We start from the raw sequence: 21,974 nt of genomic DNA on the forward strand, positions 1-21,974 counted from the left end.
AACGGGCCTCCTCAGCCGCGGGTCATGGCGGGTTCTGCGCCCGCCAGGTCAGGAAAGCGTCCGGCTCCGCGCGGCGGCGCGGGGCGGAGAGGGGCCCCTCGAAGAGCAGGCCCACCGCCGGCGCGCCCGGCGGGCCGGGCAGCTCCACGCGCAGATCGATCCGCTCCTCGGCCAGCGCGACCCGCCCCGAGAGCCCGAGCGCGAGCCCCCCCTCGGCGAGTAGCCGCGCCTCGGCCAGGCGCAGCAGCCCCGCGTCGAGGTCGAGCCGCGCCTCGCCGCGCGCAAGCGGCGTCGCCCCCCCGGCCAGCGCGGCGGCCAGCCCGGCGCGCAGCGCCTCCGGCTCGGCGAGGCCGAGCGCGGCGGCGGCGGCCGGGGCGTCGAAGCCCGTCAGCACCGCATCGCGCAGCGCGAGGCTCGCTTCGCCGGCCAGGCTGGCGCGCCAGGCGGCGGGCGTGGCGCCCTCGGCCCGCAGCCGCGCGCCGCCCGAGAGGGTCCCGGCGGAGAGATCGAGCGGAAGCCCGAGAAGCGGGCCCGAGAGCAGCAGCCCGCTCGCCTGCCCCTCGAGGGCGAGGCGCGGGCCCGGCTCCCGCGTCACGCTCAGCGCGGCCTGCAGCTCTCCGCCGGCCAGCCCGGCGCGCAGCTCCATCAGCCGCCATGCGGCGGCGTCCGCGCGCAGGCTGGCCGAGAGGCGCGAGAGGGCGGGCAGCCCCTCGGGCTCCACCCGCTCCGCCGCCAGGGCGAGGTCGAGGTCGAGCGGCGAGGCGAGCGGCAGCGCCCCCGGCCCGGGCAGGGGCAGCCGCTCGAAGGAGAGCCGGCCCGAGAGCGCCGGGCGCGCCCCCTCCAGCGCGAGCAGGAGCTGGCCGCCCCCGCGCAGCCCGCCCGCCACCCATTCCCCGCTCTCCAGCGCCCAGCGCCCGGGGCGGTGGCTCAGCGCGGCGACGAGCGAGAGCGAGCCGGGCCCCAGCCACTCGGGCGCGGGCGCGTCGCCCAGCGCGCCAAGGAAGCGCGCCGCCCCCGGGTGGCGCAGCGTCAGGTTGCCCGTGGCGCGGCGCTGCCCGGAATCCAGCGTGCCCTGCGCCTCGATGCGGGCCTCGGCGAGCTCGGCCTCGAGCCGCAGGGCGAGCGCCTCGAGCGGCCCTCCGCCGGAGAGACGCAGCCGCAGCGGCTGCGCGGCGAGACCGGGCGCGGGCAGGCCGAGATGGGCGAGCAGCGGCCCCGCCACCCCCTCCCCCTCCAGGCTCAGCTCATGCAGACGCCCCGCCGCCAGGGTGCCCGCCGCCACCAGATCGAGCCCGAGATGCCGGGCCGCGCCGCGGCGAAGGATCAGCCGCCCCTCCTCCCGGCCGAGGTCGAGGGAGACGCGCTCGAACCCCGCCTCGCCCAGCAGCAGCCGCCCGATGCCCAGGCGAAGCTGCAGGTCGAGCCCCTGCCCCGCCTCGCGCAGCGCGGCCAGCCACTCGGCCGGCGCGGCGGGGCTGGCCAGCGCATCGAGCTCGAGCCCCGCGGCCAGCGCCGGGCGCGGCCCCGCGCGCCAGGTCAGCCCGCCGCTGGCGCGGCTCGCCCCCCAGCGCGCCTCCAGCGCCGAGACGGCGAACTGCGCCCCCTCGACCATCAGGTGGAACTGCGCCTCGGCCGTGCCGCCCTCGGGGCGCAGCGGGGCCGGAAGCCCGAGCGATTCGGAAAGCGCCGCCGCATCCTGCGCGCGCAGCCGCACGCGCAGCTCGAGCCGCCCCGCCGTGCCGCCGCCCGAGAGCGCCACCTCCGTCCCGCCCGGCAGCTCCGCGCGCGCCTCGGCGATGCTCAGCGCCTCGCCGCTCACCCGCAGCGCGGCGGCGAGGCGGCGCAGCGGCAGGGCGCCGAGCGTGGCCTGCTCGGCGGCGAACTCGATGGCGGTGGGGATGGCCGGGGCGCCCGCGGCGCGCAGCGCGGCGAGCCAGGGCTCCACGTCCAGGCGCGGGGCGGCGAGGGCGAGGCGGAACTCCGGCTCCGGCAGCAGGGCGAGGCTGGCCGCGCCGCGCACCGCCTGGCCGCCGAAGTCGAGGATCATGTTGCGCGCCACCAGCCGCTCCGCCCCGGCGGCGAGATCGGCCCGGGCGCGGAACGCGCCGGGCGGGGCGGGCATCAGCGCGGCGAGGCTCGGCCCCTCCGCCTCCAGCCGGCCCTCGAAGCCGCCCTGGGGCAGCAGCGCGCCGCGGGCGCTGAGCGTCGCGCCCTCCGCCTCGCCGGTGAAGTCGAGCGCGCCCACCCCGTCATCCGCCGCCCGGCCCAGCACGGCCTGGAAGCGCATGGGCCGCCCGCGCCAGGAGAGGCGGCCCTCCGCCGTCAGCGCCTCGGATGCGCCGCCGGCGAAGAGCCGCGCCGTCACCCCCTCCACCACGGCGCCGCCGATGCGGATGCGGCTGTCCTCGATCCGCGCGTCCAGCTCCGTCAGCCAGCGCGGCGGCACGAGGCCGGGCAGCGCATCCGGCGGCCAGGGCAGGCGGATGTCCGCCCCGAGCAGGGCGAGCTCGCGCACCTCGATCCGGCCGAGCAGCAGCGCGCCGAGATCCAGCCGCAGGCGTAGACCGCGCGCGGCCATGCGGATGTCGTCCTCCGCCTCCCCGATGACGACGCGCTCGGCCTCGATGCGCGGCTGGGGCAGCAGCACGAGCTGCACGGGGCCGGTGAGCGCCACCGGCCGGCCGAGCCGCTCGGAGGCGATGGCGGCCAGCGCGATGCGGTGCCGGTCCCAGTCGAGCCAGGGCGGAAGCAGCCAGGCGGCCGCCGCCACCGCGCCCCCCAGCGCCGCGACCAGCCCCAGAAGGAGGGCGCGCCGCCTCACACGCCCTCGCCGGGGGCGCCCCAGCCGCCCCCGCCCGGCGTCTCCACCACCAGCGCATCGCCGGCGGCGAGCCAGGCCTCGCCGCGATGGCCGGGCAGGGGCGTGATGGACCCGTCCGCGCGCTCCACCCATTGCCGGCCCGGCGCGCCGTCCGCGCCGCCGTGCAGCCCGTGGGGCGCGACGCTGCGGCGCGAGGCGACGATGCTCGCATGCATGGGCGCGAGGAAGCGCAGCCGCCGCCGCGCCCCGTCGCCGCCGCGCCAGCGCCCCGCCCCGCCCGAGCCGCGGCGGATCGAGAACTCCTCGAGCCGCACCGGGTAGCGCATCTCCAGGATCTCGGGGTCGGTCATGCGGGTGTTGGTCATGTGCGTCTGCACCGCCGAGGCGCCGTCGAAGCCCGGCCCCGCGCCGGTGCCGCCGCAGATCGTCTCGTAATACTGATGCGTGGCGTCGCCGAAGAGGAGGTTGTTCATCGTCGCCTGGGCGCTGGCGCAGGCGTCCAGCGCGGCGAGCAGCGCGTTCGCCGTCATCTGGCTCACCTCCGTGTTGCCCGCCACCACGGCGCGGCCGGGGCTGGGCGAGAGGAAGCTGCCGGGCGGGACGATGATCTCGATGGGCTCGAGACAGCCGTCGTTGAGCGGGATTTCCTCGCCCACCAGGCTGCGCAGGCAGTAGAGCACCACGGCGCGGGTGACCGCGGGCGGGGCGTTGACGTTGCCCGGATGCTCCGGCCCCGTGCCGGTGAAGTCGATCACGGCCCGGCGCGCCGCCCGGTCCACGCGCACCGAGACGACGAGCGGCGCGCCGTCGTCGGTGCGGGTCTCGAAGCGGCCGTCCCGCAGGCGGGAGAGCAGGCGGCGCACGCTCTCCTCGGCGTTGTCCATGACATGGCGCATGTAGGCGCGCACCATGGCGAGCCCGTGCTCGCGCACCGCCGCGCGCAGCCCCTGCGCGCCCGCCTCGTTGGCGGCCACCTGGGCCTTGATGTCGGCGAGGTTCACCTCCGGGCTGCGCGCCGGGTAGCGCGCCGAGGCCAGCAGCGCGCGGAACTCCGCCTCGCGGAAGCGGCCCTGCTCGACCAGCAGGAAGTCGTCGATGACCACCCCCTCCTCCTCCAGCGTGGCGGAGTCGGGGGGCGTGGAGCCGGGGGTGAGGCCGCCGATGTCGGCATGGTGCCCGCGCGAGCCGACGAAGAAGAGGATCTCCCGCCCCTCCTCGTCGAAGACGGGCGTGATCACCGTCACGTCCGGCAGATGGGTGCCGCCATTGTAGGGGTTGTTCAGCGCCACCACGTCGCCCGGGCGCAGCGTCGTCCCGCGGCTGCGGATCACGGTGCGCACGCTCTCGCCCATCGCGCCGAGATGGACGGGCACATGCGGGGCGTTGGCGACCAGCCGCCCCTGCGCGTCGAAGACGGCGCAGGAGAAATCGAGCCGCTCCTTGATGTTCACGCTGTGCGAGGTGTTCTGCAGCACCACGCCCATCTGCTCGGCGATGGCCATGAACAGGCTGTTGAACAGCTCGAGCATCACCGGATCGGGGCGCGAGGCGTCGGCCGGCCGCGCCTCGGCGCGCGCCTCCACGCGATGCAGGACGAGGTGGTCGAGCGGGCTCACCCGCGCCTCCCAGCCCGGCTCCACCACGGTGGTGGCGATCGCCTCGCGGATCAGGGCGGGTCCGCGGATGGCGTCGCCCGCGCGCAGCGCCGCGCGGTCCAGCACCGGCGCCTCGCGGAAGGCGCCCTCCATGAAGACGCGCACGCGCTCCAGCACCGGGATCGCCTCGCCCTCCGGGCGGGGCGGGAGCGGGGTTTCGGCCACCGGCTCCCCGGGCAGGGTCACCTCGGCCAGGGCGGCCTCCACCACGATCTCGCGCTCGGGGGTGGCGAAGCCGAAGCGCTGGCGGTGCGCGGCGGTGAAGGCCTCGCGCAGCGCCTCGGCGTCGGCGGCGAAGGGAAGGGGCAGGAAGCTGTCGGTGCCGGCATAGCGCAGGTGCAGGCGGTGCTGGGCGCGCAGCCGGGCGGGGTCCGCGCCCTGGCGCGCGAGCTCGGCGCGCCCCTCCGCCTCCAGCGCCGCGAGCCGCGCGCGCAGCGCGGGGATCACCGCGGGGGCGAGGGGCTGTTCCACCGCCGCCTCGCGGATCGCGCTCTGGTCGGCGAGGCCCATGCCATAGGCCGAGAGCACGCCCGCGAAGGGGTGGAGGAACACCGTCTCCATGCCCAGAGCGTCGGCGACGAGGCAGGCGTGCTGCCCGCCCGCGCCGCCGAAGCAGGCCAGCGCGTATTTCGTCACGTCATGGCCGCGCTGCAGCGAAATCTGGCGGATGGCGTGGGCCATGTTGGCCACGGCGATGCGGATGAAGCCCTCGGCCACCTGCTCCGCCGTGCGGGGCTGGCCCGTGGCCGCGGCCACCTCCGCGGCGAGCGCCTCGAACTTCGCGCGCACCGTCGCGGCGTCGAGCGGCTGGTCGCCCGCAGGGCCGAAGATGGTGGGGAAATGCGCGGGCTGGATCTTGCCCAGCAGCACGTTCGCGTCGGTGACGGTGAGCGGCCCGCCGCGGCGATAGGCGGCGGGGCCGGGCACGGCGCCCGCGCTGTCGGGGCCGACGCGGAAGCGCGCGCCGTCGAAATGCAGGATGGAGCCGCCGCCGGCCGCGACGGTGTTGATCGCCATCATCGGCGCGCGCAGCCGCACCCCGGCCACCATGGTCTCGAAGGCGCGCTCGAACTCGCCGGCATAGAGCGCGACATCGGTGCTGGTGCCGCCCATGTCGAAACCGATGATGCGGCCGAAGCCCGCCATGGCCGCGGTGCGCGCCGCGCCCACGATGCCGCCCGCGGGGCCGGAGAGGATCGCGTCCTTGCCCTGGAAGCGTCCGGCCTCGGTCAGCCCGCCCGAGGACTGCATGAAGTAGAGCCGGGTGTGCGGGCCGAGCTCCTCCGCCACCTGCGCGACGTAGCGGCGCAGGATGGGCGAGAGATAGGCGTCCACCACCGCCGTGTCGCCGCGCGGCACGAGGCGCGGCAGCGGGCTCGCGGCGTGGGAGAGGCTGATCTGCGCGAAGCCCTCCTCGGCGGCGATCTCGCCCAGGCGCCGCTCATGCGCCGGATGCGCCCAGGCGTGCATCAGCGCCACCGCCACGGCGCGGATGCCCTTCGCATGGGCGGCCCGCAGCGCGGCGCGCGCGCCCGCCTCGTCGAGCGGCTCGATCTCCGCCCCGTCCACCGCCACCCTGCCGCCGATCTCGGCCACCTCCTCGTGCAGCAGCGCGGGCAGGCGCACGTCGAGGTCGAACAGGCGCGGGCGGGCCTGGTTGCCGATGCGCAGCAGATCGCCGAAGCCGCGGTTGACCAGCAGCAGCACGCGCTCGCCCTTGCGCTCCAGCAGCGCGTTGGTGGCCACCGTGGTGCCCATCTTCACCGCCTCGACGAGGCCCTCGGGCAGCGGCGCGCCGGGCGGCAGGCCGAGGATCTGGCGGATGCCGGCCACCGCGGCGTCCCGGTAGCGCCCCGGATTCTCGGAGAGCAGCTTGGCGGTGGACAGGCGCCCGTCGGGGTGGCGGGCCACGATGTCGGTGAAGGTGCCGCCGCGGTCCACCCAGAACTGCCAGCCTCCGCCCGCCATCCGTCCATCCCTTCCTTGCGCTGCCGGTTTGGCGGGGCGGGCCGTGGCGCGCAAGGGGGCGCGCGTGCTATCCGCCGCCCATCAGAGGGGAGCCGGGATTGGGGTTCTGGGGCAAGATCATCGGCGGCATCGCGGGCTTCGCCACCGGCGGGCCGCTGGGCGCGGTCATCGGCGCGGCGGCGGGCCATGCGGCCGACAGCGGGGCGCTGCGCCGGCGCATGGCGCCGGACGCGGCGAAGCTCGCCGCGCTGCTCGGCTCGAAGGAGCAGCTCTTCGCCATCTCGGTGGTGGTGCTCTCGGCCAAGCTCGCCAAATGCGACGGGCCGGTGGTGCGCGCCGAGATCGACGCCTTCAAGCGGCTGTTCCGCATCCCGCCCGAGAACATGAAGGACGTGGCCGAGCTCTTCGACCAGGCGCGCGAGACGGCCGAGGAGTTCGAACCCTTCGCCGACCGGCTGGGCGAGGCCTTCGCCGACAACCGCGCCATGCTGGAGGACGTGCTGGCCGCGCTCTTCCAGATCGCGCGGGCCGACGGGCCGCTGACGCGCGGGGAGGTGCGCTTCCTGCAGCGCGTGCAGCAGGGCTTCGGCCTGGACGCGCCCGCCTGGGAGCGCGCGCGCGACGGCCATGCGCGCCCGGGGATGGGCGAGCCCGCCTTCGACCCGTACGCCGTGCTCGGCCTGCCGAAGAACGCGAGCGACGAGCAGGTGCGCGCCGCCTGGCGCAAGCTGATGCGCGAGAACCACCCTGACGCGCTGGCCGCGCGCGGCGTGCCGGCCGAGTTCATCGAGCGCGCGACGAACAAGGTGGCCGAGATCAACGCCGCCTGGGACCGCATCAAGCGCGAGCGCCGGCTCTAGCGGCCTGATGCCCATGCGCATCCACGACCGCCCCTCCCCCAACCACGACCCGCGGCCCGAGGGCGCGGCGGTGGACATGCTCGTGCTGCACTACACCGGCATGCGCAGCGGCGCGGCGGCGCTGGAGCGGCTCCGCGACCCCGCGGCCGGCGTCTCCGCCCATTACCTGGTGGAGGAGGACGGCACGGTGTTCCGCCTCGTGCCCGAGGAGCGCCGGGCGCGCCATGCCGGGCTCTCCCACTGGCGGGGGCGGGAGGGGCTGAACGCCGGCTCCATCGGCGTGGAGATCGTGAACCCCGGCCATGAATGGGGCTACCGCCCCTTCCCCGCGCTGCAGATGGGCGCGGTGGCGGAGCTGTGCCTCGGCATCCTCGCGCGCCACCCCATCCCCGCGCGCAACGTGGTGGCGCACAGCGACATCGCCCCCGACCGCAAGCAGGACCCGGGCGAGCTGTTCGACTGGGAGGGTCTGGCCGCGCTCGGCATCGGGCTCTGGCCCGCCCCGGCCGCGCCGCCGCCGGAGGAGGAGGCGCGCGCGCTGCTCGGCCGCATCGGCTACCGCACCGATCTGCCCCTGCCCGTGCTCGTCACCGCCTTCCAGCGCCACTGGCGGCCCGCGCGGGTGGACGGGGTGGCGGACGCCGAGACCCGCGCGCGCATGGCGGGGCTGCTCGCGCGCATCGAGGCTTGACCCGGCGCGCCCCGCGGGCGCAACAGGGCATCGGTGCCGGGGGGCCGGGCGACCGCTGGCGCGGGAGCGATCCCGCGCTGGAGGAAAGTCCGGGCTCCACGGGAAGACGGTGCCGGCCAACGGCCGGCGGACGCAAGTCCAGGGAAAGTGCCACAGAGAACAGACCGCCCGCGCCGCATCCGCGCCTCGGGCAAGGGTGAAACGGTGGGGTAAGAGCCCACCGCGCCTCCAGCAATGGCGGCGGCACGGCAAACCCCACCGGGAGCAAGGCCGAATAGGGAGGGCTGCCGCCCAGGCTCCGGCTTGAGCGGCAGGGGGTTCCCGCCCCGCCCTCCGGGTTGGCCGCGCGAAGCCGATGGCGACATCGGCTCCAGAGGAATGGTCGCCCAGGCCCGCAAGGGCTGGACAGAACCCGGCTTACAGGCCCCCCGCACCGCCCCCTGTTGCCGAGATGCCACAGCGCCCGAGGAAGCGCGCGCGCACGCCAGGGGCCGGGCGGAGGGCTCGCGGCGCTTTTCCATCAAGCGATTGATTTCGCTTGCGGTAACCCCCTGTTTACCGCCCGGGCACCCAGAATTATCCCTTGAAAGCCCAGATCACTCCAGCTACAACCGGATCAGCCCAGGGAAGTGAGTGCGCTCGGGGGGGCGAGACACTTCCAGACGGGCTGGTCGGGCGAGCCGACGGGGTCGGGGGGCTCCGTCGGCCGCTGCCCCTCCCGCGCCGCGGGAGGGGCGGAACGGCCCTTCCCCCCTGCGCGGCCAGGCGGGGGGCTCCGACGCTTCGATGGGCGATTTCGTCGGCACAGAGACGAGCACGCTGGACCGCAAGGGTCGCTGCATCGTCCCGGCCGGCTTCCGCCGCGTGCTGCAGGGCGAGCCGCTCTACCTCCGGCCCTCCGTCCGCGGCGCCTTCCTGGAAGGCTGGCCCGCCTCCGCCGTCACCAGCGACGCCGCCCCGCGCCTCGGCCCCACCGACGTCATCGCCCCCGAGGACGACGACCAGCTCTACGCCCTCATCGCCGCCGCCGTGCCCGTCACCCCCGACAGCGACGGCCGCGTGATCCTGCCCGGCGAGCTGATCGCCTATGCGGGGCTGGAGAGCGAGCTCGTCTTCGTCGGCCGTCGCAGCTTCCTCGAGATCTGGTCCAAGCCCGCCTTCGCCGAGCGCATGCGCCAGGCCATGGCCGCGATGGCCGAGCGCCAGCGCGCCGCCGCCGCCCGCGCCAAGGGAGGGGCGGCATGAGCCACATCCCCGTGATGCTCGCCGAGGTGCTGGCCACCCTCTCCCCCCGCCCGGGCGAGGCGATCCTGGACGGCACCTTCGGCGGCGGCGGCTACAGCGCCGCCATCCTGCAGGCCGCCCCCTGCACCGTCTGGGCCATGGACCGCGACCCCGAGGCCATCGCGCGCGGCGCGGCGCTCGCCGCCCGCTTCCCCGGCCGGCTGCACCTGATCGAGGGGCGGTTCGGCGACATGCTCGCCCACCTCGCCGCGCGCGGCGTGACGGCGCTCGACGGGGTGGTGCTCGATCTCGGCGTCTCCTCCTTCCAGCTCGACCAGCCCGAGCGCGGCTTCTCCTTCCGCGCCGAGGGGCCGCTCGACATGCGCATGGGCCGCGAGGGGCCCACTGCGGCCGATCTGGTCAACACCCTGCCCGAGCGCGAACTGGCCGATCTGCTTTGGGAACTCGGCGAGGAGCGCCATGCCCGGCGCGTCGCCCAGGCCATCGTCCGCGCCCGCGCCGAGGCCCCCTTCACGACCACGCTGCGGCTGGCGGAGGTGATCCGCCGCGCCGTCCCGCGCGACCCCTCGGGCATCGACGGCGCGACGCGCAGCTTCCAGGCGCTGCGCATCCGGGTGAACGACGAGCTGGGCGAGATCGAGCGCGCGCTCTCCGCCGCGCTCGGCCTGCTCGCCCCGGGCGGGCGGATCGTCGTCGTCTCCTTCCATTCTCTGGAGGACCGGCTGGTGAAGCGCGCCTTCCAGAAGGCCGCCGGCCGCGCCCCGGCCGCCTCCCGCCACGATCCGGCCGCGCTGCTGGCCCGCCCCGCCCCCGCGGGCTTCGAGCTGCTGACGCCGCGCCCCCTCCTGCCCTCGGCGGAGGAGGTGGCGGCCAACCCGCGCGCCCGCAGCGCCCGGCTGCGCGCGCTGCGCCGCAAGGCGGAGGAGGGGCGATGATCCGCCCGCTCACCCTCCTCTCCGCCCTCGCCTTCGTCGGCGCGGGCTTCTACGTCTTCCACACCAAGGAGCAGGTGGCGGGCCAGGAGCGCCAGCTCCGCGAACTGCACCGCGAGGCGGAGGCCCATCGCGAGCGCACCCGGCTGCTGCAGGCCGAATGGGCGCGGCTGAACGACCAGGAGCGGCTGCGCGCGCTGGCGGGCGCGCATCTGCGCGACATGCAGCCCATGGAGCCGCAGCAGTTCCTGCGCGCCGAGGACGCGCTGCGCCGCCTGCCCGCCGCCCTGGCCTTCGTCGCCCCGCCCGAGGCCGGCTTCCGCCAGCGCGCCGACGCCCCCTCCTCGCCGCATGAGCCGCTGGTCTTCACCGCGGCCAGCGTCGCGGCCCTGGCCCGCGCCGCCGAGGAGCCCCGCTCCGCCGCGCCGCGCCCCGCCGCACCCGCCCCGGCCGGCGCCGGCGCGGCCCCGCCCGCGCCCGCTCCCGCCGCCGCGCCCGTGGCCGCGCCGGCCCCCGCCCCGCGCCAGCCCGCCGCGCCGGCCCTCGCCGCCTCCGGCCCCGCCGCGGCCCCGTCCGAGGCCCCCCGCCCCGCGCCGCGCCCGGTCGCGGTCGCCGCCGCCACGCCGCCCGCCACGCCGGCCCCCGCCGGCCGCCCGCCGGCCGAGCCCGCCCGCCTGCCGCCCATCGCCGGGGCCGCCGCGCCGCCGCCGCGCCCCGCCCCGCCGCCCCCCGCCCCGCCGCTGCGCCACGCGCTGCACGTCCAGCCCGCCCCGCCGCCCGCCCAGGGCTCGCTGCTCGGCGCGGGGGCGAGCCTGCCGCCCCCCGTGCCCTTCAGCCGATGACCGCGGTTCCGCCACCCCCGCCCGAGGCCCGCCCCGTCCTGCCCGCGCGCGACGGGCGCGTGGCCGTGCGCTCGCCGCTGGCCGAGGCCGCGCAGCAGCGCCGCGTGCGCGCGCGCCTCGCCCTCGCCACCATCGGCTTCGCGGTGCTCTTCGGCGCGGTGGGGCTGCGGCTTGCGGAAAAGACCATCATCAACCCCGAGGCCTCGCGCATCGCCTCCGCCCCGCGCCTGCCCCGGCCGGAGCCGCCCGTCAGCCGCGCCGAGATCACCGACCGCAACGGCGAGGTGCTGGCCGTCACGGTGCGCGGCCTCGCCCTCTACGCCCGGCCGAACCTGATCGAGAACCCGCGCGAGACGGCCGAGCGGCTGCACGCCATCCTGCCGCATCTCGACCGCGAGCGGCTGGTGGAGCGGCTCTCCGGCCCGCGCGTCTTCGCCTACATCGACCGCTTCATCACGCCGCAGCAGATGGAGCGGATCAACGCCCTGGGCATCGTCGGCCTCGACTTCGAGACGGCCGAGCGCCGCACCTATCCCAAGGGGCGCGACGCGGCGCATGTGCTCGGCCTCGTGGACGTGGACAACCAGGGCCTGTTCGGCGCCGAGCGCTGGTTCGACGAGCGCCTGCGCACGAGCCGCGAGCCGCTGCGCCTCTCCCTCGACATCCGCGTGCAGCGCGAGCTGCGCGAGGCGCTCGCCTGGGCCATCGAGCGCTTCAACGGCATCGGCGGCGCGGCCATCGTGATGGACGTGCACACGGCCGAGGTGCTGGGCATGGTCTCCCTGCCCGATTTCAGCGGCGCGAACCCGGCCGCCTCCCCGCCCGAGAACCGCTTCCACCGCGCGGTGGAGGGCGTCTACGAGCCCGGCTCCACCTTCAAGCTGCTGACGGCGGCGATGGCGCTGGAACTCGGCACCGTGCAGCTCCATTCGGGCTTCGACGCCTCGCGCCCGATCCGCGTGGGCGGGCACGAGATCAACGATTTCCGCGGCAAGAACCGCTGGCTCGCCCTGCCCGAGATCATCGCCTATTCCTCCAACCTCGGCACGGCGCACATGGCGATGACGGTGGGCCCGGCCCGGCACCGCGAGTTCCTCGCGCGCTTCGGCATCGCCCGCCACCAGCGCCTGCCCATCGAGCTGCCCGAGGCGGCGGCGGTGCTCCTGCCCGGAAGCCGCGACTGGCGCGAGATCAACACCATGACCATCGGCTTCGGCCATGGCGTCTCGGTCACGCCGCTGCATGTGGTGAACAGCATCGCCACCCTGGCCAATGGCGGCATCTTCCGCACGCCCACCATCCTCGCCCAGCCCGAGGGCGCGGAGCGCGAGGGCACGCGCGTGATCAGCGAGCGCACCTCCGAGCAGATGCGCCGGCTGATGCGCATCGCCGTCACCGAGGGCTCGGGCCGGGCGGCCGATGCGCCGGGCTATTTCGTGGGCGGCAAGACCGGCACCGCGCTCAAGACCAACGAGCGCGGGCGCGGCTATTCCGAGAACCGGCGCATCTCCGCCTTCGTCGGCGCCTTCCCGATGAACGCGCCGCGCTATGCGATCTACGTGATGGTGGACGAGCCCAAGCCGCGCGCCGACACGGGCGGCTTCGCCACCGCCGGCGTGGTCGCCGCCCCGGCCGCGCGGCGGGTGGTGGAGCGGGTGGCGCCCATCCTCGGCCTCGTTCCCGAGACGGAGCGCATCGCCCAGATCCAGCAGACCATCGCGCTGCCGCTGCAGCCGCCGCGCCCGCGCGCCGCCACGCCGGCCACGCCCGGCCCGCGCGGCCACGCCCCGCAGCCCGCGGCCCAGCCCGCCGCGCCCCCCGCCCTCGGCCCGCGCGCGCCGGTGCCGGTGGAGGTGCCCGGCAGCCCCATCCGCCGCACCGACGCGGAGCCGCGCATGCCCGCGCCGCGCCTCGCCCTCGCCCTCACGCCCGCCGAGACCGGCCGTGACGCTCGATGAGCTGCTCGCGCGCTGCGGAGAGCCCCCCGGGGGCACGGGGAACGCCGCGGCGCTGCGCATCGCCGGCCTGACGGCCGACAGCCGCGCCGTCCGCCCGGGCTTCCTCTTCGCCGCCCTGCCCGGCGCGCGCACCGATGGGGCGCGCTTCCTCGCCGAGGCCGTGGCCCGGGGTGCGGCGGCGGTGCTGGCACCCCCCGGCCTCGCCTGGCCCGAGGGCGTGGCGCGGCTGCCCGTGGTGGAGAGCGCCGAACCCCGCGCCCTGCTCGCGCGCCTCGCCGCCGCCTTCCACGGCGCGCAGCCCGAGGTGGTCGTCGCCGTCACCGGCACCAACGGCAAGACGAGCACGGTGGATTTCCTGCGCCAGCTTCTCTCGGGCGCGGGGCACCGCGCCGCCTCGCTGGGCACGCTCGGCCTCATCGCCGAGGGCTTCCCGGCCGGCGAGAGCCTCACCACGCCCGACCCCGTGGCGCTGCATGCGAGCCTCGCCGCGCTGGCGCGGGCGGGGGTGACGCATCTCGCCATGGAGGCGAGCTCGCACGGGCTCGACCAGCGCCGCCTCGACGGGGTGCGCCTCGCCGCCGCGGGCTTCACGAACCTCACGCGCGACCATCTCGACTACCACGGCAGCATGGCCGCCTATCGCGCCGCCAAGCTGCGGCTGTTCGAGGCGCTGCTGCCCCCGGGCGCGCCCGCCGTGCTGCACGCCGACATGGAGGCCGAGACGCTGGCCGCGCTGCGCGAGATCGCTGCGCGCCGGGGCCTCCTCGCCATCGAGGTGGGCGAGGCGGGGCGCGACATCCGCCTGCTGGCGCAGACGCCCCTGCCGCGCGGCCAGCGCCTGCTGCTGGAGATGGAGGGCGCGCGCGCGGAGGTCGAGCTCGCCCTGCCCGGCCGCTTCCAGGCGGACAATGTGCTGGTGGCGATGGGCCTCGCGCGGGCGCTCGGGCTCGGGCGCGAGCGGCTGCTCGCCCTGCTGCCCGGCCTGCTTGGCGTGCGCGGGCGGATGGAACTCGCCGCCACCCTGCCGAACGGCGCGGCCGTCTATGTGGACTACGCCCACACGCCGGATGCGCTGAGCCGGCTGCTCGCCGCGCTGCGCCCGCATGTCGCGCCCGGCGCGCGGCTGCATGTGCTCTTCGGCGCGGGCGGGGAGCGCGATCCGGGCAAGCGCCCGCTGATGGGCGCGGCGGCGGCCGCGGCGGCCGACCTGGTCTGGATCACCGACGACAACCCGCGCGGCGAGGACCCCGCCGCCATCCGCGCCGCCATCCTCGCCGCCGCGCCCGGCGCGCGCGACGCCGGCCCGCGCGAGGCCGCCATCGCCGCCGCACTCGCCGCGCTCGGCCCGGGCGATGTTCTGGCGGTGGCCGGCAAGGGGCATGAGCGCGGCCAGACCATCGCGGGCGTCACCCACCCCTTCGACGACGCTGAGGTGGTGCGCCGCCTCGCCGGGGGCGGCGCATGAGCCCGCTCTGGACCGCGGCGGAGCTGCGCGAGGCGACGGGCGGCGTCTGCGCCGATTCCCTCGCGGTGCACGGCGTCTCCATCGACACGCGCAGCCTCGCGCCGGGGGATCTCTTCGTCGCGCTGCGCGCGGCGCGCGACGGGCACGACTTCGTGCCCGAGGCCTTCGCCAAGGGTGCCGCGGCGATGGTGGAGCGCGACATCCCCGACGGCCCCACGCTGCGCGTGGCCGACACGCTCGCGGGCCTCACCGCCCTCGGCGCGGCGGGGCGGGCGCGCAGCCGGGCGCGCGTGGTCGCCGTCACGGGCTCGGTGGGCAAGACCACGACGAAGGAGATGCTGCGCCGGGCCATGCAGGCGCTGGGCGAGACGCACGCCTCCGCCGCCAGCCACAACAACCACTGGGGCGTGCCGCTGACCCTCGCGCGCATGCCGCGCGCGACGGAATGGGCGGCGCTGGAGATCGGCATGAACCACCGCGGCGAGATCGCGCCCCTCTCGCGCCTCGCCGCGCCGCATGTCGCCATCGTCACCGCCATCGGCACGGCGCATATCGGCAACCTCGGCAGCCAGGAGGCCATCGCCGAGGAGAAGGCGGACATCACGGCGGGGCTGACGCCGGGGGCAGGGGTCGCGATCCTGCCGCGCGAGAGCCCCTTCTTCGCGCGCATGGCCGGCATCGCCGAGGCGCGGGGCGCGCGCGTGCTGGGCTTCGGCGAGGACGCGGAGGCCGAGGCGCGGCTCCTCTCCTACCAGGGCGAGGCCGCAGGCGGGGTGGCGGAGTTCGATCTGCTCGGCCGGCACGTCAGCCTTCGCCTCGCCCAGCCGGGGCGGCACATGGCGCTGAACGCGCTCGCCGCACTCGCCGCCATCCAGGCGGCCGGGGGCGATGCGGGGCTCGCCGCCGCGGCGCTGGAGGGCTTCGGCGCGGGGGCCGGGCGCGGGCAGATCCGCCCCATCCCCACCGCCGATGGCGGCAGGGCGCTGCTGCTGGACGAGAGCTACAACGCCTCCGACAGCGCGGTGCGCGCCGCGCTCGCGGTGCTGGCGGCCCAGCCCGCGCGGCGGCGCATCGCCGTGCTGGGGGACATGCTGGAACTGGGCGAGTTCGGCCCCGCCCTGCATGCCGGGCTTGCGCCCGACGCAGCCCGGGCCGACCTCGTGTTTGCCTGCGGGCCGCTCATGGGGCATCTCTTCGCCGCGCTTCCGCCCGACCGGCGGGGGGCGCATGTCCCGGACGCCGCGAGTCTCGCGCCGCTGGTCGCGGCCGCGCTGCGCGACGGGGACGCCGTGCTCGTCAAAGGCTCGCTCGGCATGCGGATGGCCGAGATCGTCCGCGCGCTGACCGAGAGGAACGCCCCATGATCCCGCTTCTGCTCGGCCCGCTCGCCGACGACTTCATCCTGTTCAACCTGGTGCGCTACACCACCTTCCGCGCCGGCGCCGCCTGCATGACGGCGCTGCTGATCTGCCTCGTCTTCGGCAACGCCATCATCGCCTGGCTGCGCAGCTTCCAGCGCGGCGGCCAGCCGATCCGCGAGGACGGGCCGCAGAGCCACCTGATCACCAAGAAGGGCACGCCCACCATGGGCGGGCTGCTCATCCTGCTCGCGCTCAGCGTGGGCGTGCTGCTCTGGGCGGATCTGCGCAACGGCTTCGTCTGGGCGGTGCTGTTCGTCACGCTCGGCTATGGCGGCCTCGGCTTCCTCGACGACTGGCTGAAGGTGACGAAGCGCAACACCAGGGGCGTCTCGGGCCGGGCGAAGCTGCTGGCGCAGGGCGCGATCGGCCTTCTCGCCGGCGTCTGGATCATGCTGCTGCTGCCGCCCGCGCTGAACTCCAACCTCGCCGTGCCGGTGTTCAAGGAGGTGCTGATCCCGCTCGGGCTGCTTTTCCCGCTGGTGGGGATGTTCGTGATGATGGGCGCCTCCAACGCGGTGAACCTGACGGACGGGCTGGACGGGCTCGCCATCGTGCCGGTGATGATCGCAGCCGCCGTCTTCGCGCTGATCGCCTATCTCGTCGGCAACCGCGTCTTCGCGGACTATCTGCAGCTTCATGGCGTCCCGGGGGCGGGGGAGCTTGCGGTGTTCTGTTCGGCGCTGATCGGCGCCTCGCTCGGCTTCCTGTGGTTCAACGCGCCGCCCGCGGCGGTGTTCATGGGCGATACGGGCTCCCTCGCGCTCGGCGGCGCGCTGGGCTCCATCGCGGTGGCGACGAAGCACGAGATCGTGCTCGCCATCGTGGGCGGGCTGTTCGTGGTCGAGACGCTCTCCGTCATCATCCAGGTGTTCTGGTTCAAGCGCACGGGGCGGCGCGTCTTCCTGATGGCGCCGCTGCACCATCATTTCGAGAAGAAAGGCTGGGCGGAGGCAACCATCGTGATCCGCTTCTGGATCATCGCCATGGTGCTCGCCCTCATCGGTCTTTCCACGCTGAAGATCCGATGAGGCCCTTCGCCGGACAGCGCATCGCCGTCGTCGGGCTCGGCAAGGCCGGGCTGCCGGCGGCGCGGCGCCTCGCCGAATGGGGCGCCGAGGTGACCTGCTGGGACGACCGCGAGGCGGCGCGCGCCGAGGCCGCCGCCGCGGGGCTGCGCGTCGCCGACCCGGCGGCGGGCTTCGCCTTCGACGCGCTGCTGCTCTCGCCCGGCATCCCGCATGGCCTGCCCGCCCCGCACCCGGCGGCGGCGGCGGCGCGCGCGGCGGGCGCGCCCATCCTGAGCGACGTGGAGTTCCTGCACCGCGCGGTGCGCGCGGCCGGTTCGCGCGCGCGCTTCGCGGGAGTCACCGGCACCAACGGCAAGAGCACCACCACCGCGCTGCTCGGCCATCTGCTCGCCTCCGCCGGCATCGCCTGCGCGGTGGGCGGCAATCTCGGCCCGCCCGCGCTGGGGATGCCCCTGCTGGGCGACGACGGCGTCTATGTGCTCGAGATGTCGAGCTACACGCTGGAGCGAATCGAATCGGTTCGATTCCACTGCGCGGCGATGCTCAACCTCTCGCCCGACCATCTGGACCGCCACGGCGACATGGCGGGCTACCGCGCCGCCAAGGCGCGCATCTTCGCGCGCCAGCAGGCGGGGGACCTCGCCGTGCTCGGCCAGGAGGACGAGTGGACGCGCTCCCTCGCCGGCGAGGTGGCGGGGCGCGTGCTGCCCCTCGGCCCCGGCGGCGTCTGGTGGGAGGGGCGGCTGTTGCGCGACGCGGAGGGCGTGCTGGCCGATCTCTCGCGCTGCCCCACCCTGCCCGGCGCGCACAACGCGCAGAACGCGGCGGCGGCGGCGGCCATGGCGATGTTCCTCGGCGTGCCGCGCGAGGCGATCGCGCCGGGCCTTGCGGCCTATCCCGGCCTGCCGCACCGGCAGGAGATCGTGGGGCGCATCGGCGGCGTCACCTTCGTCAACGACAGCAAGGCCACCAACGCGGATTCGGCGGCGCGGGCGCTCGCCTCCTATCCGCGCGTGGTCTGGATCGCGGGCGGCATGGGCAAGGAGGGTGGGATCGCGCCCCTCGCCCCCTGGTTCCCGCGCATCGCCGAGGCCTTCCTGATCGGGCGCGACGCACCGGCCTTCGCCGCGACGCTCGCCGCGCATGGCGTGCCGCACGCGCTCTGCGGCACGCTCGAGCAGGCGGTTCCGCGCGCGGCCGAGGCGGCGCGGCGCGGCGCGGCGGATGTGGTGCTGCTCTCGCCCGCCGCCGCCTCCTGGGACCAGTTCACCGGCTTCGACCAGCGCGGCGACCGCTTCCGCGCCCTGGTCGCGGCGCTCGAAGGGGGCGGCTGATGGCCATCTCGCGCACCGACACCTCCGTGCTCGGCCGCTGGTGGTGGAGCGTGGACCGCTGGACGCTCGCCGCGCTGCTCGCGCTGGTGGCCATCGGCTATGTGATGATGCTCTCCGCCTCGCCGGCGGTGGCCGAGCGCATCGGCGCCTCCTCGCGCCACATGTTCCTCGCCCGGCAGGTGCTCTACTCGAGCCTCGCCGTGGTGGTCATGGTCGTCGTCTCGCTGCTGACGCCGCGCTGGGTGCTGCGGCTGGCCATCCTGGGCGCGCTGGGCGCGCTGGCGCTGACAGCGCTGACGCTGGTGGCCGGCACGGAGATCAAGGGCGCGCGGCGCTGGCTCTCGCTGCCGGGCATGTCGCTGCAGCCCTCGGAGTTCCTCAAGCCCTGCCTCGCGGTGGTCTGCGGCTGGCTGATCGCCGAGGGCAAGCGCGAGCGGCGCTTCCCCGGCCTCATCCTCGGCTTCGTGCTGGTGGGCGGGGTGGCCTTCCTGCTCAAGCAGCAGCCGGACATCGGCATGCTCGCCGTCATCGTCGCGGTGTTCCTCGCGCAGGTCTTCGTCTCGGGGATCAACCTGATGTGGGTGGCGCTGGGCGGCGCGGGCGTGGCGGGGCTCGCGGTCGCGGCCTTCACCCTGCACGGGCATGTGCGCTCGCGCATCCAGCGCTTCCTCGACCCGGAATCGGGCGACAATTTCCAGATCCGCATGTCGCTCGAGGCCTTCGGCAATGGCGGGCTCTTCGGCCGCGGCCCCGGCGAGGGCCGGGTGAAGGACGTGCTGCCCGACGCGCACGCCGACTTCGTCTTCCCCGTGGCGGCGGAGGAGTTCGGCCTGCTGACCTGCCTCGTCATCCTCGCCATCTTCGCCTTCGTGGTGATCCGCGGCCTGCTGCGGCTGATGGAGGAGCGCGACCTGTTCGTCAGCCTCGCCGCCACCGGGCTGCTCGTGCAGTTCGGGCTGCAGGCCTTCATCAACATGGCCTCCTCGCTGCACCTGATCCCGACCAAGGGTATGACGCTGCCCTTCGTGAGCTATGGCGGCTCCTCGGTGCTCGCGCTCGCCATCGGCATGGGCTTCCTGCTGGCGCTGACGCGCCGGCGCGGGCCGCGCGCGCCGGAGGAGGGCGGGCTGAACCCCTACACGGCGGGCCTGCGCGCGCCGTTCCCCACATGAGGGGCGCCGCGCTGCGCCCCATCGCCATCGCCGCCGGGGGCACGGGCGGGCATCTGTTTCCGGCCGAGGCGCTGGCGGCGGAGCTGGCCGCGCGGGGCCAGCGCATCGTGCTGTTCACCGACGCGCGCTCGGCCGCCTTCGACAGCCCGGCCTTCGCCAACGCCGAACGCTTCGTGCTGAAGGGCGAGGGGCTGGCGGGGCGGAGCGTGCTGCGCGCGCTGCGCGGGGCGCTCGCGCTCTCGGCCGGCACGCTCACGGCGCGCAGGCTGCTCAAGCGGCTGGATGCGGCGGCGGTGGTGGGCTTCGGCGGCTATCCCTCCATCCCGCCCGCGCTGGCCGCGCTGAGCCTCGGCGCGCGGCGGCCGGCGCTGATCCTGCACGAGCAGAACGCGGTGCTGGGCCGGGCGAACCGCGCCCTGGCCGGCCGGGCGGATCTGCTCGCCCTCTCCTACCCCGAGACGGCGCGGGTGCCCGCCGCCGCGCGCACGCGCCATGTGGGCAACCCGGTGCGCCCCGCGCTCGCCGCGCTGGTCGGAGAGCCCTACCCCTCCACCGAGGGCGCGCTGCGGCTGCTCGTCACCGGCGGCTCGCTCGGCGCGCGGATCTTCGGCGAGATCGTCCCGCCCGCCGTGGCCGCGCTGCCCGAGGCGCTGCGCGCGCGCCTGGTGGTGACGCAGCAATGCCGCGTAGAGGATCTGGAGCGGGTGCGCGCCGCCTATGCGGCCGCCAACATCCCCGCCGAGCTTTCGCCCTTCTTCACCGACATCGCGCGGCGGCTTTCGGGCGCGCATCTCGTGGTCGCGCGCGCGGGGGCCTCGACGGTGGCAGAGCTCGCCTGCGCCGGGCGGCCCTCCATCCTGATCCCGCTGCCCGGCGCGATCGACGACCACCAGGCGGCCAATGCGCGGGCGCTCGCCGCGGCCGGGGCCGCGCGGGTGCTGCCCCAGGCGGAGGCGAGTCCCGCCCGGCTCTCCGCCCTTCTCGCCGAATGGCTCGGCTCCGGCGAGAGGCTTGCCGAAGCGGCCCGGCATGCGGCATCCCTCGCCCGGCCCCAGGCCGCCCGGGAACTCGCGGACGCCGTGATGGACGCCGCGGCCCGCACCGCCACCCACCAGGAGTCCCGCTGATGCGCGCGCTGCCTCTCTCCATAGGGACCATCCATTTCGTCGGCATCGGCGGCATCGGCATGTCGGGCATCGCCGAGGTGCTGCACAATCTCGGCTATTCCGTGCAGGGCAGCGACATCGCGGACGGCTACAACGTGGCCCGGCTGCGCGAGGCCGGCATCCCGGTGATGATCGGCCATGACGCGGCGAATCTGGGCGACGCGCAGGTGGTGGTCGTCTCCACCGCCGTGAAGCGCGACAACCCGGAGGTGCAGGCCGCGCGCGCGCGCCTCATCCCCGTGGTGCGCCGGGCCGAGATGCTGGCCGAACTCATGCGCCTCAAATGGGGCATCGCGGTGGGCGGCACCCACGGCAAGACGACGACGACGAGCCTGATCTCCGCCGTGCTCGAGGCCGCCCGGCTCGACCCCACCGTGATCAACGGCGGCATCATCAACGCCTATGGCACCAACACCCGCATGGGCACGGGCGAGTGGATGGTGGTGGAGGCCGACGAGAGCGACGGCAGCTTCCTCCGGCTGCCCGCGACCGTCGCGGTCGTGACCAACATGGACGCCGAGCACCTCGACCACTGGGGCAGCGAGGAGGCGATGCGCGAGGGCTACGCGCAGTTCGTCTCCAACATCCCCTTCTACGGCTTCGCGGTGCTCTGCATGGACCATCCGGCGGTGCAGGCGATGATCCCGCGCCTCGATCGCCGCATCGTGACCTACGGCTTCTCGCCCCAGGCCGATGTGCGCGCCGAGAAGGTGCTGACCGACCGGCTCGGCGCCACCTTCGAGGTCAGCATCCAGGACCGGCTGACGCGCCGCGTGCGCACCATGAAGCCCTTCCGCCTGCCCATGCTGGGCGCGCACAACGTGCAGAACGCGCTCGCCGCCATCGCCATCGGGGTGGAGATGGAGGTGGGGGAGGACGTGATCCGCCAGGCGCTGGCCGGCTTCAAGGGCGTGAAGCGCCGCTTCACCCGCGTGGGCGAGGTGGGCGGCATCCATGTGATCGACGATTACGGCCACCATCCGGTGGAGATCGCGGCCGTGCTCAAGGCCGCGCGCCAGGCCGGGGCGCGCGACGTGATCGCGGTGGTGCAGCCGCACCGCTACTCGCGCCTCTCCCAGCTCTTCGGCGAGTTCTGCACCTGCATGAACGACGCCGGCACGGTGATCGTGGCCGATGTCTATGCCGCCGGCGAGGCGCCCATCCCGGGCGTGGACAAGGAGGCGCTTGTGGAGGGGCTGCGCGCGCGCGGCCATCGCAGCGTGGTGCCCCTGCCCTCGCCCGAGCATCTGCCCGAGATGATCCACGCCATCGCCCGGCCGGGCGACTACGTGGTCTGCCTCGGCGCGGGCAACATCACGGCCTGGGCCCATGCGCTGCCCGAGCAGATCGCGGCGCTGCAGGCGCAGTCGGGCCTGGCGGGAGGGGCGCGCGTGACGCCGCTGCGCCGTGCCTGAG

15 protein-coding genes and 1 other RNA gene are annotated in these 21,974 nt (G+C 75.8%); 14 read left to right on the forward strand and 2 right to left on the reverse strand.

Annotated elements, in window-relative coordinates; translation table 11 throughout:
• Positions 1 to 22 precede the first annotated feature (22 nt).
• A complete protein-coding gene (locus tag H596_RS0107950; protein WP_027284430.1) occupies positions 23 to 2,821 on the reverse strand; it encodes an AsmA family protein in 2,799 nt (932 codons plus the stop codon).
• On the reverse strand, positions 2,818 to 6,444 hold the full coding sequence (locus tag H596_RS0107955) for a hydantoinase B/oxoprolinase family protein (RefSeq protein WP_027284431.1): 3,627 nt from the start codon (positions 6,442 to 6,444) through the stop codon (positions 2,818 to 2,820). Before H596_RS0107955 ends, H596_RS0107950 begins: the two co-directional genes overlap by 4 nt.
• 98 nt (positions 6,445 to 6,542) lie before the next feature.
• On the opposite strand from H596_RS0107955, the gene H596_RS0107960 reads away from it, so the two are divergent.
• From H596_RS0107960 to murC, 14 genes are all read left to right on the forward strand, one after another.
• Positions 6,543 to 7,304 (forward strand): TerB family tellurite resistance protein, encoded by a 762-nt coding sequence (locus H596_RS0107960; protein WP_027284432.1) that lies wholly within the window; start codon positions 6,543 to 6,545, stop codon positions 7,302 to 7,304.
• A 7-nt stretch (positions 7,305 to 7,311) separates the two neighbouring features.
• Positions 7,312 to 7,995 carry an N-acetylmuramoyl-L-alanine amidase gene (locus tag H596_RS0107965; RefSeq protein ID WP_027284433.1) on the forward strand — a complete coding sequence of 228 codons (684 nt, stop codon included), beginning with the start codon at positions 7,312 to 7,314 and terminating at the stop codon, positions 7,993 to 7,995.
• Between the two features lie 36 nt (positions 7,996 to 8,031).
• An RNA gene (rnpB, locus tag H596_RS22855) (RNase P RNA component class A) lies at positions 8,032 to 8,431 on the forward strand.
• 350 nt (positions 8,432 to 8,781) lie between these two features.
• Entirely contained in the window at positions 8,782 to 9,240 is a 459-nt protein-coding gene (locus H596_RS20695; RefSeq protein ID WP_037300544.1) for a division/cell wall cluster transcriptional repressor MraZ, read from the forward strand.
• Positions 9,237 to 10,175 carry a 16S rRNA (cytosine(1402)-N(4))-methyltransferase RsmH gene (gene rsmH / locus H596_RS0107975; RefSeq protein ID WP_027284434.1) on the forward strand — a complete coding sequence of 313 codons (939 nt, stop codon included), beginning with the start codon at positions 9,237 to 9,239 and terminating at the stop codon, positions 10,173 to 10,175. The genes H596_RS20695 and rsmH overlap by 4 nt, the downstream gene beginning before the upstream one ends.
• On the forward strand, positions 10,172 to 11,014 hold the full coding sequence (gene ftsL, locus H596_RS24370) for a cell division protein FtsL (protein WP_027284435.1): 843 nt from the start codon (positions 10,172 to 10,174) through the stop codon (positions 11,012 to 11,014). Before rsmH ends, ftsL begins: the two co-directional genes overlap by 4 nt.
• Positions 11,011 to 12,972: a peptidoglycan D,D-transpeptidase FtsI family protein gene (locus H596_RS20700; RefSeq protein WP_084602636.1), complete on the forward strand. Its 1,962-nt coding sequence runs from the start codon at positions 11,011 to 11,013 to the stop codon at positions 12,970 to 12,972. The genes ftsL and H596_RS20700 overlap by 4 nt, the downstream gene beginning before the upstream one ends.
• On the forward strand, positions 12,959 to 14,437 hold the full coding sequence (locus H596_RS0107990) for a UDP-N-acetylmuramoyl-L-alanyl-D-glutamate--2,6-diaminopimelate ligase (protein WP_027284436.1): 1,479 nt from the start codon (positions 12,959 to 12,961) through the stop codon (positions 14,435 to 14,437). Before H596_RS20700 ends, H596_RS0107990 begins: the two co-directional genes overlap by 14 nt.
• Positions 14,434 to 15,801 (forward strand): UDP-N-acetylmuramoyl-tripeptide--D-alanyl-D-alanine ligase, encoded by a 1,368-nt coding sequence (locus tag H596_RS0107995; protein WP_027284437.1) that lies wholly within the window; start codon positions 14,434 to 14,436, stop codon positions 15,799 to 15,801. Before H596_RS0107990 ends, H596_RS0107995 begins: the two co-directional genes overlap by 4 nt.
• Complete coding sequence (mraY, locus tag H596_RS0108000; protein WP_027284438.1) at positions 15,798 to 16,886, forward strand: phospho-N-acetylmuramoyl-pentapeptide-transferase; 1,089 nt, start codon at positions 15,798 to 15,800, stop codon at positions 16,884 to 16,886. Before H596_RS0107995 ends, mraY begins: the two co-directional genes overlap by 4 nt.
• The gene (gene murD, locus H596_RS0108005; protein ID WP_027284439.1) at positions 16,883 to 18,220 is read left to right on the forward strand and encodes a UDP-N-acetylmuramoyl-L-alanine--D-glutamate ligase; all 1,338 of its coding nucleotides are present in this window, start codon (positions 16,883 to 16,885) and stop codon (positions 18,218 to 18,220) included. Before mraY ends, murD begins: the two co-directional genes overlap by 4 nt.
• On the forward strand, positions 18,217 to 19,392 hold the full coding sequence (locus tag H596_RS20705; protein ID WP_408735275.1) for an FtsW/RodA/SpoVE family cell cycle protein: 1,176 nt from the start codon (positions 18,217 to 18,219) through the stop codon (positions 19,390 to 19,392). Before murD ends, H596_RS20705 begins: the two co-directional genes overlap by 4 nt.
• Positions 19,389 to 20,519 carry an undecaprenyldiphospho-muramoylpentapeptide beta-N-acetylglucosaminyltransferase gene (gene murG / locus H596_RS0108015; protein WP_027284440.1) on the forward strand — a complete coding sequence of 377 codons (1,131 nt, stop codon included), beginning with the start codon at positions 19,389 to 19,391 and terminating at the stop codon, positions 20,517 to 20,519. The genes H596_RS20705 and murG overlap by 4 nt, the downstream gene beginning before the upstream one ends.
• Positions 20,519 to 21,973 carry a UDP-N-acetylmuramate--L-alanine ligase gene (murC, locus tag H596_RS0108020; RefSeq protein ID WP_027284441.1) on the forward strand — a complete coding sequence of 485 codons (1,455 nt, stop codon included), beginning with the start codon at positions 20,519 to 20,521 and terminating at the stop codon, positions 21,971 to 21,973. The genes murG and murC overlap by 1 nt, the downstream gene beginning before the upstream one ends.
• Position 21,974 lies beyond the last annotated feature (1 nt).

Source organism: Rubritepida flocculans DSM 14296 (assembly GCF_000425365.1).
In the GTDB taxonomy this organism is placed as follows: Bacteria; Pseudomonadota; Alphaproteobacteria; order Acetobacterales; family Acetobacteraceae; genus Roseococcus; species Roseococcus flocculans.